This window comes from Flavobacterium phycosphaerae (assembly GCF_010119235.1).
In the GTDB taxonomy this organism is placed as follows: domain Bacteria; phylum Bacteroidota; class Bacteroidia; order Flavobacteriales; family Flavobacteriaceae; genus Flavobacterium; species Flavobacterium phycosphaerae.
In genome coordinates, this window is the sequence record NZ_JAAATZ010000001.1 from 757,315 (window position 1) to 773,952 (window position 16,638).

At 39.8% G+C, this 16,638-nt stretch carries 13 protein-coding genes and 1 tRNA gene; 5 read left to right on the forward strand and 9 right to left on the reverse strand.

What is annotated here, in order from left to right; genetic code table 11:
- The first annotated feature begins 83 nt into the window (after positions 1–83).
- From asnS to GUU89_RS03330, 3 genes are all read left to right on the forward strand, one after another.
- A complete protein-coding gene (gene asnS, locus GUU89_RS03320; RefSeq protein ID WP_162126591.1) occupies positions 84–1,529 on the forward strand; it encodes an asparagine--tRNA ligase in 1,446 nt (481 codons plus the stop codon).
- 11 nt (positions 1,530–1,540) lie between these two features.
- On the forward strand, positions 1,541–3,007 hold the full coding sequence (gene rpoN / locus GUU89_RS03325) for an RNA polymerase factor sigma-54 (protein WP_162126592.1): 1,467 nt from the start codon (positions 1,541–1,543) through the stop codon (positions 3,005–3,007).
- A gap of 269 nt (positions 3,008–3,276) precedes the next feature.
- Positions 3,277–3,888 (forward strand): hypothetical protein, encoded by a 612-nt coding sequence (locus tag GUU89_RS03330; RefSeq protein WP_235921958.1) that lies wholly within the window; start codon positions 3,277–3,279, stop codon positions 3,886–3,888.
- Here the strand turns inward: GUU89_RS03330 and GUU89_RS03335 are convergent.
- The 6 genes from GUU89_RS03335 to GUU89_RS03355 form a co-directional block, all read right to left on the reverse strand.
- On the reverse strand, positions 3,883–4,341 hold the full coding sequence (locus GUU89_RS03335; RefSeq protein WP_235921960.1) for an outer membrane beta-barrel protein: 459 nt from the start codon (positions 4,339–4,341) through the stop codon (positions 3,883–3,885). The genes GUU89_RS03330 and GUU89_RS03335 overlap by 6 nt on opposite strands.
- Positions 4,326–4,577, reverse strand: coding sequence for a hypothetical protein (locus GUU89_RS14935; RefSeq protein WP_235921962.1), 252 nt, complete (start codon positions 4,575–4,577; stop codon positions 4,326–4,328). Before GUU89_RS14935 ends, GUU89_RS03335 begins: the two co-directional genes overlap by 16 nt.
- A 14-nt stretch (positions 4,578–4,591) precedes the next feature.
- Positions 4,592–4,678 (reverse strand) — tRNA-Ser (locus GUU89_RS03340).
- 58 nt (positions 4,679–4,736) lie between these two features.
- Positions 4,737–5,765, reverse strand: coding sequence for an asparaginase (locus tag GUU89_RS03345; protein ID WP_162126594.1), 1,029 nt, complete (start codon positions 5,763–5,765; stop codon positions 4,737–4,739).
- Positions 5,755–6,891: a 1-acyl-sn-glycerol-3-phosphate acyltransferase gene (locus GUU89_RS03350; RefSeq protein ID WP_162126595.1), complete on the reverse strand. Its 1,137-nt coding sequence runs from the start codon at positions 6,889–6,891 to the stop codon at positions 5,755–5,757. Before GUU89_RS03350 ends, GUU89_RS03345 begins: the two co-directional genes overlap by 11 nt.
- A gap of 64 nt (positions 6,892–6,955) precedes the next feature.
- Positions 6,956–7,723 (reverse strand): TatD family hydrolase, encoded by a 768-nt coding sequence (locus GUU89_RS03355; protein WP_162126596.1) that lies wholly within the window; start codon positions 7,721–7,723, stop codon positions 6,956–6,958.
- 103 nt (positions 7,724–7,826) lie between these two features.
- Between GUU89_RS03355 and GUU89_RS03360 the strand changes: the two genes are divergently transcribed.
- The gene (locus tag GUU89_RS03360; RefSeq protein WP_162126597.1) at positions 7,827–8,264 is read left to right on the forward strand and encodes a retropepsin-like aspartic protease; all 438 of its coding nucleotides are present in this window, start codon (positions 7,827–7,829) and stop codon (positions 8,262–8,264) included.
- Between the two features lie 91 nt (positions 8,265–8,355).
- Entirely contained in the window at positions 8,356–10,956 is a 2,601-nt protein-coding gene (locus GUU89_RS03365; protein ID WP_162126598.1) for a T9SS type A sorting domain-containing protein, read from the forward strand.
- 54 nt (positions 10,957–11,010) lie between these two features.
- Here GUU89_RS03365 and GUU89_RS03370 read toward each other — a convergent pair whose 3' ends face one another.
- From GUU89_RS03370 to GUU89_RS03380, 3 genes are all read right to left on the reverse strand, one after another.
- Positions 11,011–12,276 (reverse strand): TCR/Tet family MFS transporter, encoded by a 1,266-nt coding sequence (locus tag GUU89_RS03370; RefSeq protein WP_162126599.1) that lies wholly within the window; start codon positions 12,274–12,276, stop codon positions 11,011–11,013.
- 95 nt (positions 12,277–12,371) lie between these two features.
- Positions 12,372–13,604 carry a 2-oxoglutarate dehydrogenase complex dihydrolipoyllysine-residue succinyltransferase gene (odhB, locus tag GUU89_RS03375; protein WP_162126600.1) on the reverse strand — a complete coding sequence of 411 codons (1,233 nt, stop codon included), beginning with the start codon at positions 13,602–13,604 and terminating at the stop codon, positions 12,372–12,374.
- A 99-nt stretch (positions 13,605–13,703) separates the two neighbouring features.
- Positions 13,704–16,475 carry a 2-oxoglutarate dehydrogenase E1 component gene (locus GUU89_RS03380; RefSeq protein ID WP_162126601.1) on the reverse strand — a complete coding sequence of 924 codons (2,772 nt, stop codon included), beginning with the start codon at positions 16,473–16,475 and terminating at the stop codon, positions 13,704–13,706.
- Positions 16,476–16,638 lie beyond the last annotated feature (163 nt).

Genomic DNA, 16,638 nt, shown 5'->3' on the forward strand with positions numbered 1-16,638 from the left:
AAAATTATATTTGCAATGAGATTTAAGAGATAAAACCCTAAGTTTTACATTCCTAAATCCTAATTTTTAATCCTTATTCTAAAATGAAACATTCAAAAGTTAAAGACTTACTAAGCAGTGACCAAACGAACTATGAAGTAACCGTAAAAGGTTGGGTAAGAACTTTTAGAAATAATCAGTTTATCGCGTTGAACGATGGTTCGACTATTCATAATTTACAGTGTGTGGTTGATTTTGAAAACACACCCGAAGAAACCCTGAAAAGAATCAATACCGGAACCGCTGTGGCCTTGACAGGAAAGTTAGTGGAAAGCCAAGGAGCCGGACAAAAATATGAAATCCAGGTAGCCCAATTAGAGATTTTGGGAGATTGCGATGCGGAGAAATTCCCAATGCAACCTAAGAAACACTCGTTGGAATTCCTTAGAGAAAATGCGCATTTGCGTGTCAGAACCAATGCTTTCGGAGCCATCATGCGTGTCCGTTCGGTATTGGCTTTTGCGGTGCATTCATATTTTCAGGAAAAAGGCTTTTTTTATGTAAACACACCGGTAATTACGGGTGCTGATGCTGAAGGCGCCGGAGAAATGTTCCAAGTGACCTCTTTACCATTAGACAGCTTGCCAAGAACAGAAGACGGACAAATCGATTACAAAAAAGATTTCTTCGGAAAACATACTAACCTGACGGTTTCCGGACAATTGGAAGGCGAAACCTTTGCCATGGCTTTGGGACAGATTTATACTTTCGGGCCAACCTTCCGTGCGGAGAACTCCAACACGTCCCGTCACTTGGCTGAGTTTTGGATGATTGAGCCTGAAGTGGCCTTCAATGATTTGATTGACAACATGGACTTGGCCGAAGACTTTATCAAGTATGTGATCAAATATACGGTTGACAAATGTGCCGATGATTTAAAGTTCTTAGAAGGAAGATTGTTAGACGAAGAAAAACAAAAACCACAAGCCGAACGCAGCGAAATGGCTTTGTTGGAAAAATTAAACTTTGTACTGAACAACGATTTCAAACGCGTTTCTTACACTGAAGCTATTGACATTTTAAGAGACTCTACACCAAATAAAAAGAAGAAGTTCCAATATTTAATCGAGGAATGGGGTGCTGATTTGCAAAGTGAGCATGAACGTTTCTTGGTAGAAAAGCACTTTAAATGTCCGGTAATCTTATTCGACTATCCGGCCAAAATCAAGGCCTTCTACATGCGTTTGAATGACAACACCGAACCAGGTAAAGAAACCGTTCGCGCTATGGACATCCTGTTCCCGGGCATTGGTGAAATTGTAGGCGGTTCGCAAAGAGAAGAGCGTTATGATGTTTTGGTAGAAAAAATGAAAGCTATCGGCATTGATGAAGAAGAACTATGGTGGTACTTAGACACGCGTCGATTTGGTTCGGCCGTTCACTCCGGTTTCGGATTAGGCTTTGAAAGATTGGTCCTTTTTGTTACCGGTATGACTAACATCCGCGACGTTATTCCGTTCCCGAGAACGCCTCAAAACGCAGAATTTTAAAAACCCTCGGCATGTTAAAGCAGTTCCTAAATCTAAAATTATCACAAAAATTATCTCCTCAGCAAATTCAGCTGATGAAGTTAATTCAATTGCCTACGCAGGCTTTTGAACAACGACTGAAAGAAGAGATTATGGAAAATCCGGCTTTGGAAAGTGGTAAAGAGGAAGAAGAACTGTCGTTTGAAAAAGACGAGTTTGACAACGTTGATGAGTTTGATGACTACGAAGGCAGCGAAAACATTGATACCGAAATCAACATTGACGAGTACTTAAGCAACGACGAAACTCCCGATTATAAGCTCCAGGCCAATAATTACAGTGATGATGACAGCGACCTCGATATGCCTTTTGCGGAAGCGGTAAGTTTTCATCAGGATTTAATCAATCAGCTCAATACTTTTATCCTAACCGAAGAGCAACGCAGTATTGCCGAATTTTTGGTCGGCAGTATTGATGATGACGGGTATTTGCGCCGAAGCATTCAGGACATTGTTGATGATATGGCTTTTACGCAAGGGATTTACACCGATGAAAAAGCCGTCGAAAAAATACTGCACATTGTACACGAATTAGATCCTTCGGGCGTTGGTGCCAGAGACTTGCAGGAATGTTTGTTGTTGCAACTAAAACACAAAACCCCAACCGAATATATTGAGTTGGCTATTGATATCATCGAAAACCAATTCGATGCTTTCACCAGAAAGCACTATGAAAAACTATTGCTGAGATATGAGATTTCGCAAGATCGCCTTAAAAAAGCCATTGAAGAAATTGAAAAACTAAACCCCAAACCGGGAGGAGCCTACGACAGCAGCAACAGGGTGGTAGAACAAATTGTGCCCGATTTTGCCATTCGCATTATTGATGGCGAATTAGAGCTGACCCTAAACGGCAGAAATGCGCCTACCTTACACGTTTCCAAAGATTATCAGGAAATGATGCAAACCTATAAAGACTCACGCGATAAATCGAATTCACAAAAAGATGCCGTGCAGTTCATCAAACAAAAATTAGATTCTGCCAAATGGTTTATTGATGCCATCAGACAACGTCAGGAAACCCTTTTTGTAACGATGAATGCTATCATGCATTTTCAGCAAGAGTACTTTTTAGACGGAGAAGAAACCAAGCTAAAGCCGATGATTTTGAAAGACATCGCCGATATGGTTGGATTGGATATTTCTACCGTTTCGCGCGTAGCTAACAGCAAATATGTGGACACGCCTTATGGCACCAAGCTAATCAAAGAGTTCTTTTCGGAAGCGATGAAAAACGACCAAGGCGAAGACGTTTCGACTTTGGAAATCAAGAAAATCCTGAAAACCGTTGTGGAAGAAGAGGACAAACAAAGACCATTACCGGATGATCAATTGGCTGAAATCTTAAAAGAAAAAGGCTATCCTATTGCCCGAAGAACCATCGCCAAATACCGTGAGTTACTGGATATTCCTGTGGCCCGAATGAGAAAGAAAATTTAATAACTCCTATCCTCTTTTTGAGTTCTTCAGGACGATACATTATTTTTGTCCGTATCAGTTGCTTAAAAGATGTACATCTTTGGGGTAAAAGATGTACATCTTTGGGGTAAAACATGTACATCATTTGGAGGAAAGCTACTGAAGTCTTTATTTTATCAACCGCACCGCTATAAAAATTCCTTTGCTTCAAACGAAAAAGTACTCTAGTCCCGCCCGTTTCTTTACTTTGCCGAACAATACCTCCTATTTACTATATTTGCTGTAAATCTATGACTTTGAAAAAAATCCTTCCCTTTTTTTCCTATCTCTTCCACCCCATTTTCATTCCGTTATTAGGTACTGTTTTTTATGTGTTGTTGGATGGACCGTATTTTTCAATGCCGCAGTATTTGCTTCTTTTTCTGCAAATAATCATCATTACTTTCTTAATGCCGATTGCTTTTTTTTATTTGCTGCGAGCCTTTGGAAAGGCCGATACCATTATGCTTTCGGAGCTTGCCCACCGCAAAATTCCGTTGTTGCTGCAAATGGTATTGTTCACCATCTTAATCGAAAAAAGCATCACCTTTGATCGGTTTCCCTCGTTGTATTTCTTCTTCTTGGGCGGATTGTTCAGTACCTTTTTTGCGTTTATATTGTTGTATGCCAAAATAAAAGCCAGCATCCACATGATTGGACTAAGTGCTTTAACCGTTTTCATCATTGGTTTAAGTCTTAAAAACGAAATCAACACCACTAATCTAGTGACCTTTTTAGTGATTATGAATGGTTTGGTCGCTTCCTCGCGATTGGCTATGAAAGCCCATACTAATAAAGAGTTGTGGATTGGCGTTTTGTGTGGCGTGTTACCACAAGTAGTTCTGCTTTATTTTTGGCTATAAAATGTAAAACATGAGTCCAAAATTGGCCGTATTCATGTCAATGGCCTGACCATCTATTTTGGCAGAAGATTTAAACAACGGATTCAAGCCGTAGTAAGCGTAGATATTCCAAGTGTTCCAACCGGTAGTCAGATACACGCCATAATGAAAATCGTTTAAGTCTTTATTATTGGTAATCTTAGAAGTCCCATTGGAAGCAATCAATTTATATTGGTCATAAAACAGATAACTGAGTTTTACTCCAAAATGAACGCGCCAAAACTTATGACTTTCCGGTGTCGAATCACGCCATCTTAGTTCAATTGGCAAGTCAACAAAATGCAACGCTAGTTTGTCTTTGGAATACGTAACGCTCTCTGAATTCAGAATTTGATAGGTCAGTACATCGTTGACATCTGTAATCCCCATATTCTGGTTATAAATGGCTAAAGTATAGCCTAAGCCTGCAGCCACAGACCATGTTCTTTTTTTACTAAAAGGCATGTCGCGCAAGAACCCCCTGACAGTCCGGTAGAAAATTTATTTTGTCTCAAGCCGGAAGGACCTTTTTGAAGAATGTTATAAGTGATATTGAGGTAAAATTGGTCTTCCCGATAAAGCGAATCAGGGGCATCAAAATCAGTTTCCACATTTTGAGCCGTTACGCCAAATGTCATGAAGAAAGCGATTAAGACTAAATAGATTCGCATAACATTTATTTTAGCAGAGAGGATGGGATTCGAACCCACGATACAGTTACCCATATACAAACTTTCCAGGCTTGCTCCTTCAACCACTCGGACACCTCTCTTTTTGTGTTGCAAAGAACAACAAATTTTTTCAGTAAAAAAAGTTAGTTTGGCAATTTATTACTGCATTTCACCACGCAGTGACGTTTCAAAAATGGTTTTGAAAACTGCCGGTGCCACATTTTGTCCCAGCAGGTACATTAACTTAGTAATGGCCGCTTCTGTAGTGATATCTTTCCCCGAAATGACACCGATTTTCTTAAGTTGTGTACTGGTTTCATATTGTCCCATACTAACACTGCCACCCGAACATTGGGTTACGTTTACAATGTGCAAACCATTTTTGATGGCTTTCTTCAAAACCTGTATAAACCAATCTTCAGAAGGTGCATTCCCCGAACCATAAGTTTCCAAAACAATCCCTTTCAGATTTGGAATGGCTAGGATAGAAGACAAGACGGTTTCATTCATGCCCGGAAATATTTTTACGACCACAACATTATCGTTTAGCGATTTATGTACTACTAAGTTCTTGTTGGATTGCTTTTGCAAGGTGGCATTGGCATTAATTTTTAAATGCACGCCCGACTCAGCCAAAGGCGGATAATTTGGCGAGGCAAAAGCATTAAAATGTTCGGCATTAATTTTGGTGGTGCGGTTGCCACGGTATAATTTGTACTCAAAATACAAACAAACTTCGTGAATTACCGGTTTTCCTTTATGTTGCAACGAAGCAATTTGTATGGCGGTAATCAAGTTTTCTTTAGCATCTGTGCGTAAATCGCCTATAGGTAATTGTGAACCGGTAAATACTACCGGCTTATGCAAATGTTCTAACATAAAGCTCAAGGCCGACGCAGAGTACGACATCGTATCCGAACCGTGAAGCACTACAAAACCATCAAACTTGGCGTAATTATCTTCAATAATGGTGGCTATCAAATCCCATTTGTCAGGGCTCATATTAGAAGAATCGATGGGCTTTTCAAACGAAATGGTTTCGATATTACAATCCAATTGTTTGAGCTCGGGAATTTTTTGCAACAGCTTTTTAAAGTTGAAAGCTTTCAACGCACCAGTCTCAAAATCTTTCATCATACCAATAGTTCCGCCGGTATAAAGCAGCAGTATGTTTGGCTTAGACAACATGCTGGTATTTTGTTTTATTGACCACCGGATTGGCATACATGGCTAAGAAACTCTCCACCATTTGCGGATTGTTTTCGTCAATTTTCATTTCAAGTCGACGCTCAAACAAAGACTTTTCGTTTTCGGTATAACACCCTTTGTATTTATCGGTTTTGTGCAACAAATCGTAAGCAATATAGTTGGTAGGCCAAAGCATATAACTCTGCAAAATAGAATCATCAATAACTTGCGCCAAAGCTTGTATTTGTTTGTTATTGTTGTCAAATTCAGCGGCAATTTCCTCCAATTCTTGGTTCAGCACATCACCGATATGAATGTGAATGCGTTTCTTTTGCCCAATGATTCCGCTTAATAAGGTCACAAAATCTTCATTCTTTTCTTTGATGTAAATTTCGTTTTTGGCTTCTGCGATAAGCTGTGGCATTTTCAAGGCATCCGTAGGATCGTATTCATACGAAATAGACACCGGAACTATCTTTATTTTCTTAAAATAATCGAGCATTTTAGGTTCGTCAGAACCCATAGCCAACATTTTCAAAACGCCCGAATGGGTAGCATCATTGCCGTCTTTCGTTCTGCCTTCGCGCTGAGCAATCCATACAGAACGGTTTTCGCGCAGCAATAAACGACCAATGTACTCCGACATTACTTTAGAACTTTCCAGCAATTCTCTTGGGGGTAAACCGCGTTGTACTAAAAAGTTTCTGTTGAGTTTGGATAAGGTTTTCAGGAAAGATTTTTTGACCAAATTATCTCCGATAGCCGAAGCCGTCATCACTAAGCCATGATCAAACAAGGCCACATTGAGCAAGGAAGTGTCAAGAATAATATCTCTGTGGTTGGAAATAAAAAGATAAGACGTATTAGGCTCCAGTTTTTCAAACCCCGAAGTCGTTAACCCATCTGAACTTTTGGCCAACACCTTTTGAACCGACTGATAAATAAAATTACATTGGAAATCGCGAATGGAGTGCGTTTTTTTGAGTTGGTTTTTCCAAACTTCTTCGTCCACATCGGGGAATGTAAAACTCATTAAAGCTTTCATCATCGGATGATTAACTGCAGTATGAATGGCTTCATTTACTTCAGCATCATAAAACGGACGAATAGAATCAAATTTCTGCATTTTAATTCACAATTTAAGATGAACAAAAGAACAAAAAAAAAGTCAATTTCTAGTAATTTCTGTATTAAATCCCAAAAACAGCTTTCGAATTTTCGGTTGTAATTCGGGCAATTTCTTCGATGGGAAGTTGGTAAATAGTCGCCAGCTTTTCGGCAACGAGTTTGGTGTAACTGCTTTCATTTCGTTTTCCGCGAAAAGGGGCCGGTGCTAAATAAGGCGAATCGGTTTCTAACACGATATGTTGCAAATCTATTTCATTTAGAAATTGGTCAATCTTTCCGTTTTTGAATGTCGCCACACCGCCAATACCAAGCTTCATGTTTAAGCCGATAGCTCTTTTGGCTTGTTCAAAATCACCGGTAAAACAATGGAAAATGCCGAACAAATCAGTTGCTTTTTCGCTTTCCAACACTTCAAAAACTTCGTCAAAGGCATCGCGACAATGAATGTTGATGGCTAGCTGGTGTTTTTTGGCCAATTGAATTTGATGTTGAAAGGCATGTTGCTGTTGTTTCAAAAACGTTTTGTCCCAAAACAAATCAATCCCTATTTCGCCCACAGCATAGAATCTTTTGTTAGTCAGTTCAGCCTCCACATGGGCTAGTTCTTCCAGATAATTTTCTTTGACATAGGTAGGATGCAAGCCCATCATCAAGAAAACATTTTCAGGAAACTGGGCTTCCAGCGCATACATTTTCTGCGTATAATTCGAATCAATTGACGGGACAAAAAAACGAGAAACTCCGGTATCTATTGCCCGTTGTATCATTTCGGTTCTGTCGTTTTCAAATTCTTCGGAATATAAATGGGTATGCGTGTCTGTTAAAATCATTGGGATGAAAAGCAACTAAGTTTCTAAGGCGCAAAGGTACTAAGTTTCTACAGATTTTTATGGTGTTAGATTTTAGTTTACATTTGAATTTCATTCCCTTATTATGAAAAACCTACACGACATACTCAAACACGAAAAGTATAAAAAGATTGCTTTTAAAGTTTCCAAGACGCAGCATTTGTTGGTTAAAGCCACGATTAATGGTGTTTCCGGAAATTTTATCCTGGATACCGGAGCCAGCAACAGTTGTGTTGGTTTTGACGGTATCGAACTTTTTCATCTGAAAGCCGGAAAATCAAAAACCAAAGCTTCCGGGGCCGGAGCAACGGGCATGTTGACCCAAATTGCCAAAAACAACACCTTGCAAATTGGTCGATGGAAAACAGCGGAATTTCACTTAGTGATTTTTGATATGGTGCATGTTAATGAAGCCTTACTACAATACAAAGCCAAACCGGTGCATGGTATTATTGGTGCTGATGTTTTACTGGAAGGGAAAGCTATTATTGATTATTACAATCATTGTTTGTATTTAAAATAGCCCAAATAGTCGATGAAAACCATTTAATACTAAATGAGATAGTTATTTTTACTCATTTTCTGTTTACATTTGATTATCAAAATAATAAGCCATGATAAAAAACTACCTTTCTTTATTTTTATTAGTTTTCGGATTCTTCAGCACTATTTCGTTTGGGCAGGTTAATGCTAATGATGACATCTTTGCCGTTGTATATGGAGCCAGCCAAGTGACCGCAGGTAATTGTTTGCTTAATGATACCGTAAACGCGAGCCAAGCGCAAGCCAGCAACGTTATCATTTCAATGGTTTCTTCCACAAACCCGGGAATTTCATTATCGGGCAGCAATGTCATTGTAGCAGGTGGAACGCCACAAGGGACTTATTCGCTAACCTACAAGATATGTGATGCCGCAAATGCCTCGGTATGCGACACCGGCATTGTAACCATTAACACCAAAATTTTAGCCAATCCGGATAGTTTTTTTGCGCCGGTATGTGGTTTTTTTGTTGGAAACGTCTTGGGCTCAGGTCCTGATTTAAATTATATTGACACTTTAAATGGTGAGCCGGCAGTACTCGTTTCCTATTACAGTCAACCTGATAACGTTTATCATCCGGCTACTGTTACATTAAACTATAATGCCATCTATCCTGAGATTCTAATTCAATCTAACGGAGATATTTTTGTAATGAATCCATCTTTTACCGGAAGTTATGTTTTGACTTATGAAATATGCGAAATAGCCCATCCAACCAATTGCAGTACCGGCTATGTGAACCTAACCCTTTTTTATCCTCCGCCTTATGCCATAGATGATTATTTTATGGAGATTGATAATGCTACCGGTGGAATCACCCCTAGTGTCCTTGATAATGATTTTTCTCCTTGTTCCGGTGGAAACCTCAATACTTCAAATTCCTATATTACACCATATACCGTATCGCCTGGCGTAACATTAAATTTTGATGGAACCATCACCGTAGATTCGGGAACTGCCCCCGGTTCCTATTATGTACCCTACACCGTTTGTGAATTTAACAATTCCTGTGCACAAGCAGCTGCTTATTTTGCCGTTGTAGGCGTTTCAAATCTGGTGGCCAATTATGACAGTTATACCAATTACCCGAACACCACTACTGCAAGTGTTCTTAATAATGACACCCTAAATGGAAACCCAATTACAGACTCTTCAAGTGTTCTCATTTCGCCTTTGAGTACTCCTCCTACCGGTTTTACCTTAAATAGCAACGGAAGCATAACCATTGCCTCAACGGTAATTGAAGGAACTTATGTGTTGCCTTATAAGATTTGCAGCATCAGTAACACCAACGATTGCTATGTAAACTATGCTTATATTGTTGTTTTCAAAAATAGGATTACTGGAAAAGTGAAATTTGATGCCAATAGTAATGGTTGTGATCCGGGAGATGCCTATTTAAACAACATTAAAGTAAAGAATGTAAACGGTTCCAGTACATATACAAGCTATACCAATTACGATGGAGCAAGTAATTATTATCTAATCGCTGATGTTGGAAACAATACCGTTTCAGTAACTGACTTACCCAGCTATTTTACCGTTACACCTCCCACTCAAACCATCAATTTTGCAACAGCCGGTGTAGTGGCCAGTTTTGGCGATTTTTGTGTTTCAATCAATTCGAATGTGAATGATTTGGAAGTCGTATTGATTCCCTTATTCAATGTCGTACCGGGACTTCCGGTATTCTACAATATTTGGTATAAAAACAACGGAAGTACTACGCTAAGCGGTCAGGTTACCTTCCAATTTGACAATTCTAAAATGTCGTTTCTAAGCAGTTCGCCTTCCCCAACTAACTTAGCAACAAACACCTTAACGTATACCTTTTCAAATCTAACTCCTTTTGAAAGCCGATTGGTTAAAAATGTTAAGTTTCAGGTAGCCACTCCTCCAACAGTAGACTCAGGAGATATTGCTGCCTTTAGCGCTTCCGTTACACCAACGGTTGCTGATGCTACGCCAACGAACAACACCAATAGTACCTCTCAAACGGTGGTAAACTCTCAAGACCCAAATGACATTGCCGTTCATGAAGGAAGTACTATAACTTTGGCGCAAGCCCAACAGGATTATCTGCATTACACCATTCGTTTTCAAAACATCGGGGACTCTGATGCCATCAACATAAGAGTCTTAAATGATTTAGATGCCAAATTAGATTGGAGTACATTTCAGTTGGTATCAACAAGTCATAATTGCCGAGTGAAAAATAAAAACGGGCATAATGAATTTCTGTTCGAAGGCATAAACTTGCCGGGGAATTTAAACGAACCGGAAAGTCATGGTTATATCAGCTATAAAGTAAAACCAATTTCGTCTATTGCCCTTGGGAATGTAATTAGCAATACCGCCAATATCTATTTTGATTACAATGCTCCGATTCAAACCAATACCGTTTCGACAACTGTTGTTGCTTTAGGAAATGATGATTTTGCATTTACGAACTTCAACTATTACCCTAACCCGGTTAAAAACACGTTGATGCTTTCCAACGCAACTACTATTGATGAAATAGAAATCAGCTCAGTATTGGGACAAAAAATCCTGTCCAAAAAAGTAAATGAATTACAAACTGAACTCAACATTTCTGAACTTTCTAATGGTATCTACTTCGTAAAAATTACCAGCGGCGGACAAGAAAAAACAGTAAAGATCATTAAGAAATAAATTTCTTTTCTCCATTAAAAGCCTGCCATTATTTTACGGTAATTGGTAGGCTTATTAAAATAACGAAATGATTAAAGAGTCCTGCCTAGTCACCATCAGCAGGATTTTTTTGCTCTTATGTAAAGCGAAGTAAGCAATAAACGTGCTCACCAACATTAAAAAACCACCCAAAATAAATGGTGCTCCCGGTAATTGAAAAGGGGCTTCCTTGTGGGTGAAAAAGTAAAAAGTATTAGTCATCATGGGAGGGCCAACAATAGCCGAAGCACTCATCAAACTGGCTAAGGTTCCTTGAATCTCTCCTTGCTCATTAGGCGGTACTTTTCCTGAAATGACGCTCTGCAATGCCGGTCCGGCTATACCGCCCAAACAGTACGGTATTAAAAATGTAAACATCATCCAGCTTTCGGTAGCTACAGCAAAAAGCAACATCCCTATCGTATAAAGTGCCAAACCAATGTAGATACTTTTCTCATTCCCTAATTTAGGATTAGTCCACCGAATTAATCCTCCTTGTACAATCCCTACTAAGAGTCCGACAACCCCAAGGGAAATCCCAACCATTTTTTCATCCCAGTGAAAACGGTACATAGTATAAAAACTCCAATTACTGTGCACGGCATGGGAACCAACATACAACAGAAAAACGGCTAAAACCAAACCTATCAAAGACGGATATTTTTTTAAATTAAGTAAGGCTCCAACAGGATTGGCACGTTTCCATTCAAAGGCTCTGCTGTTCATTTTCGATAAGGATTCCGGTAAAATAAAGTAACCGTATAAGAAATTCAACATACACAAAATGGCCGCGGCATAAAACGGAACTCGTGAGCCATATTGTCCCAACAAACCTCCAATAACAGGTCCAATGATAAAGCCTAAACCAAAAGCAGCACCAATCATTCCGAAGTTTTTGGCTCTATTTTCGGGCGTGCTGACATCCGCAATATAAGCCGATGCCGTAGTAATGCTGGCACCGGTCACTCCGGCAATAATTCTTCCCACAAACAACCAAGCAATTGTTGGCGAAAAGGCCAATAACAAATAATCCATAGCAAAAGCAAAAAGCGAAATCAGTATAATGGGACGCCGTCCGTATTTATCGCTTAGATTACCAATTAGAGGTGCACAAACAAACTGTGTTATGGCATAAGCAAAGGTCAACCAACCTCCATATTTGGCGGCTTCACTAATGTCGCCATGAATGAGTTCTTTGATTAATTTGGGAATCACCGGAATGATAATTCCCCAACCCGTAATATCAATCAGCATGGTGATAAAAATAAATCCTATCGCCGCTTGTTTTTTAGTTTGCTTCATATCCTAAAAATGAATCACAAAGAAAAGAAAAATCCCGCTCGAAAAACAAACGGGATTTAAATATATAGGCGCCTCATCCGAGGCAGGTATAAACCCTATAGCTCTAAAGCTTTCTTAGGGTTGTTATTCATCAAAATTTCTACCGGATTTTCCAGTGCTTCTTTTACAGCAACTAAGAATCCAACCGACTCACGTCCGTCGATAATTCGGTGGTCATAGGATAACGCTACGTACATTACCGGAGCAATCACGATTTGTCCGTTTCTTACGATAGCTCTTTCCACTACATTGTGCATTCCTAAAATACCGGATTGTGGTGGGTTGATAATTGGCGTAGACAACATACTTCCGAAAACACCACCATTAGAAATAGTAAAAGTTCCGCCTGTCATTTCATCTACAGTGATTTGACCGTCACGAGCACGTAAAGCCAATCTTTTAATTTCAGCTTCCACTCCTCTGAAAGATAAAGTTTCTGCATTTCTCATTACCGGAACCATTAAGCCTTTTGGCCCTGAAACCGCTACGGAAATATCGCAGAAGTCATAAGAGATTTTCTCTTGACCATCGATCATTGAGTTTACGTCAGGGTATAATTGTAAAGCACGGGTTACGGCTTTGGTAAAGAACGACATAAAGCCCAATCCTAAACCGTGTTTGGCTTTGAATTCTTCTTTGTATTGGTCACGTAACGCGTAGATATTGGTCATGTCTACTTCGTTAAATGTAGTCAACATGGCCGTTTCGTTTTTGGCAGACACTAGTCTTTCCGCAACTTTACGACGCAACATAGAAAGTTTCGTTCTTTCTGAACCACGAGTACCTCCGGTAGGTGTTCCCATAGATGGTACAGCATTTACCGCATCTTCTTTGGTGATTCTGCTGTCTTTACCAGTACCCACAACATCAGAGGGTTGGATGTTTTTTTCGTCTAGTATTTTCTTAGCGGCCGGTGAAGGCGTTTTGGCAGCATATGTTGCTACCGGAGCCGGAGCTGCTTTAACTTCTTCTTTTTTAGGCGCTTCTGGTTTTGGTGCTTCCACTGCTGCAGGTTTTACTTCTGCGGCCGGAGCACTTCCACTTGGTTTTGCTGCACTAGTATCGATTAAACAAACTACAGCACCAACGGCTACTGCATCGCCTTCTTCGGCTTTTAGGGTGATGATTCCGCTGGCTTCTGCCGGTAACTCTAAGGTAGCTTTATCAGAATCAACCTCAGCAATGGCTTGGTCTTTTTCTACATAATCACCGTCTTGTACTAACCAAGTTGCGATTTCTACTTCTTTAATCGATTCTCCCGGTGAAGGGACTTTCATTTCTAAAATCATGGTTTATAATTTTATGTGTTGTTCTTGTTTTATATTTTTCTAGCCCCTATTGCAGCAAGCTACCATGTAGCGCGGAAAGCGGGAAATAGCTCCTAATTCTTATCTGAATAAATTCTTGTCGAATACCATTCTAATAGCATCAGCATGACGTCTTCTGTCTCTGGTGTGACTTCCGGCAGCCGGTGCAGCATACGCTTTTAATGAAGCTAAACGCCATGGCACTAAGTCGAAATTCATTAGCATATAACTGTAAGCGCCCATGTTTTTCGGTTCTTCTTGTGCCCAAACGAAATCGTCGGCATTCGGATAACTGTCAATCACGGCTTTCAATTGTTCTGTCGGTAACGGGAACAACTGCTCGATGCGTACCAAAGCTACATCATTTCTGCCTAAGTTTTCTCTTTCGGCTAAGATATCGTAATAGAATTTTCCGGTACAGAAAACAACAGTTTTTACTTTTTTCTTATCCACCGAATTGTCATTGATTACCTCCTGGAAGCTGCCTTTGTACAATTCCTCACGAGTCGAAACGCACAACGGGTGGCGTAACAAACTTTTTGGCGAGAATACCACTAATGGTTTGCGGAATTTGGTTTTCATTTGGCGACGCAACAAGTGGAAGAAGTTGGCCGGCGTGGTACAATCGGCTACGTACATATTGTGTTTAGCACACAGTTGTAAGTAACGTTCCATACGCGCTGACGAGTGCTCTGCTCCTTGTCCTTCGTATCCGTGAGGCAATAATAGAACGATTCCGTTTTGATTGTTCCATTTGTCTTCGCCACACGAAATATATTGGTCGATCATGATTTGGGCACCGTTAGAGAAATCCCCGAATTGGGCTTCCCAAATCGTTAAGGCATTCGGATTGGCTAAGGCGTACCCGTAGTCAAATCCCAAAACGCCATATTCTGAAAGGAAGGAGTTAAACACATTGAACTTCCCTTTTTTGTCTTTTACAGCATTCAACAAGATTACTTCTTCTTCGCTGTCTTCCACTTTTACCACGGCATGACGGTGTGAGAAGGTTCCTCTTTCTACGTCTTGCCCGGATAAACGAACGTCGTAACCTTCAGTTAATAACGAACCGTAAGCTAAGGTTTCAGCCGTTCCCCAATCGATAACATCATTGTCATACATCGTTTTTCTATCGGTTACGATTTTAGAAATCTTGCTGATGAATTTTTTATCGGATGGTAAAGTCGAAATAGTTTCCAGGATAGCATCCAGTTTCTTTTGGTCGAATTTGGTGTCTACTTTTTTCAACATTTCATCGTCCGAAACCTGTACAAACCCTTCCCAAGCATCTTGTAAAAAAGGCTTAATAATGGTCAAATCTTTTTTACGGGAAGCTTGCAGATTTTCATCCAACTTCGCTTTGTATTCGTTTTCTATTTTGGTTACATAGGCCGCATCAACGATTCCGGCTGTAATTAATTGCTCTGAATAAATATCTCTCGGGTTTTTATGACGCGCTATTAATTTGTACAATAGCGGTTGGGTAAAACGAGGTTCATCACCTTCGTTGTGACCATATTTTCTGTAACCTAACAAATCAATAAAGACGTCTCTTCCGAAAGCCATTCTGAAATCTAACGCAAACAACATCGCGTGCACTACCGCTTCGGCATCATCCGAATTCACGTGAAGAATCGGCGACAACGTTACTTTGGCCACATCGGTACAGTACGTTGACGAACGCGCATCTAAATAATTGGTTGTAAATCCAACTTGGTTGTTAATTACAATATGAATAGTTCCACCGGTTTTGTATCCGTCTAATTGTGCCATTTGCACGATTTCGTATACGATTCCTTGTCCTGCTACTGCGGCATCCCCGTGAACGGCTATGGGCAATACTTTAGAGAAATCTTCCGGGAAATATTTGTCTTGCTTGGCACGGGTGATTCCTTCAATTACAGCGCCTACTGTTTCCAAGTGCGAAGGGTTTGGTGCTAAATTGATATTGATTTTTTTACCCGATTTGGTTTTTCTTTCCGAGGTTAACCCTAAGTGGTACTTCACGTCACCATCGAAATATTCTTTGTCGTAATCTTTTCCGTCAAATTCGGAGAAAATGTCTTGAGTTGCTTTGCCAAAAATATTGGCTAAAGTATTTAAACGACCACGGTGTGCCATTCCCATAACGAAATGTTCTACGCCTTTTTCGGCTGCGGTTTCAATCAACGCATCTAAAGCCGGGATGATACTTTCACCACCTTCTAACGAGAAACGTTTTTGACCTACATATTTGGTATGCAAAAAGTTTTCAAACGAAACGGCTTCATTCAGTTTTCCTAAAATGTGCTTTTTTTGTTCGGCATCAAAACTCGGTTGGTTGTCGTTTTTATTTAATCTTTCCTGAACCCAATTCACAAAAATCGGATTTTCCATGTGCATGTATTCGATACCAATATGTTGGCAATACATACGCTTCAAAACTTCGAGGATTTGTTTTAAAGTTAAAGGTTGTTTTCCTAAAATTTTAGCGGCATCAAAAACTGTATCTAAATCGGCGGCAGATAAACCGAAATTTTCGATATCTAAGTTCGGCTCGTACACTCTACGGTCACGCACCGGATTGGTTTGGGTAAATAAATGACCGCGTGTTCTGTAGCCGTCAATTAAACTTAATACATTAAATTCTTTTTGCAATTTATCGGAAACAATACTACAATCCTGATTGCTGTTTAGTGTGGCCACTATTTGCTCCCCTGCATTTTCCTCGTTGTAGGTCGTCATTCCAAAGTCGAACCCTTGAAAAAAGGCTCTCCAGCTTGGTTCTACGCTATCGGGATTTTGAAGGTATTGTTCGTATAAATCGGCAAAAAATTCGGTGTGTGCTGCGTTTAAAAAGGAAAACCTATCCATGATCTTATAAGTAAATAATCTTAGTATTAGAAAATCAGTTGCAAAAGTATGACATTTGTAATAATCTTTCAATGTTTTTAGTACATTTATAACGCTAATTAAATATATATATCGCTATGCAAAAGAATACCTTTCAAATGGCAACCCGTGTAATGCTTTTTAT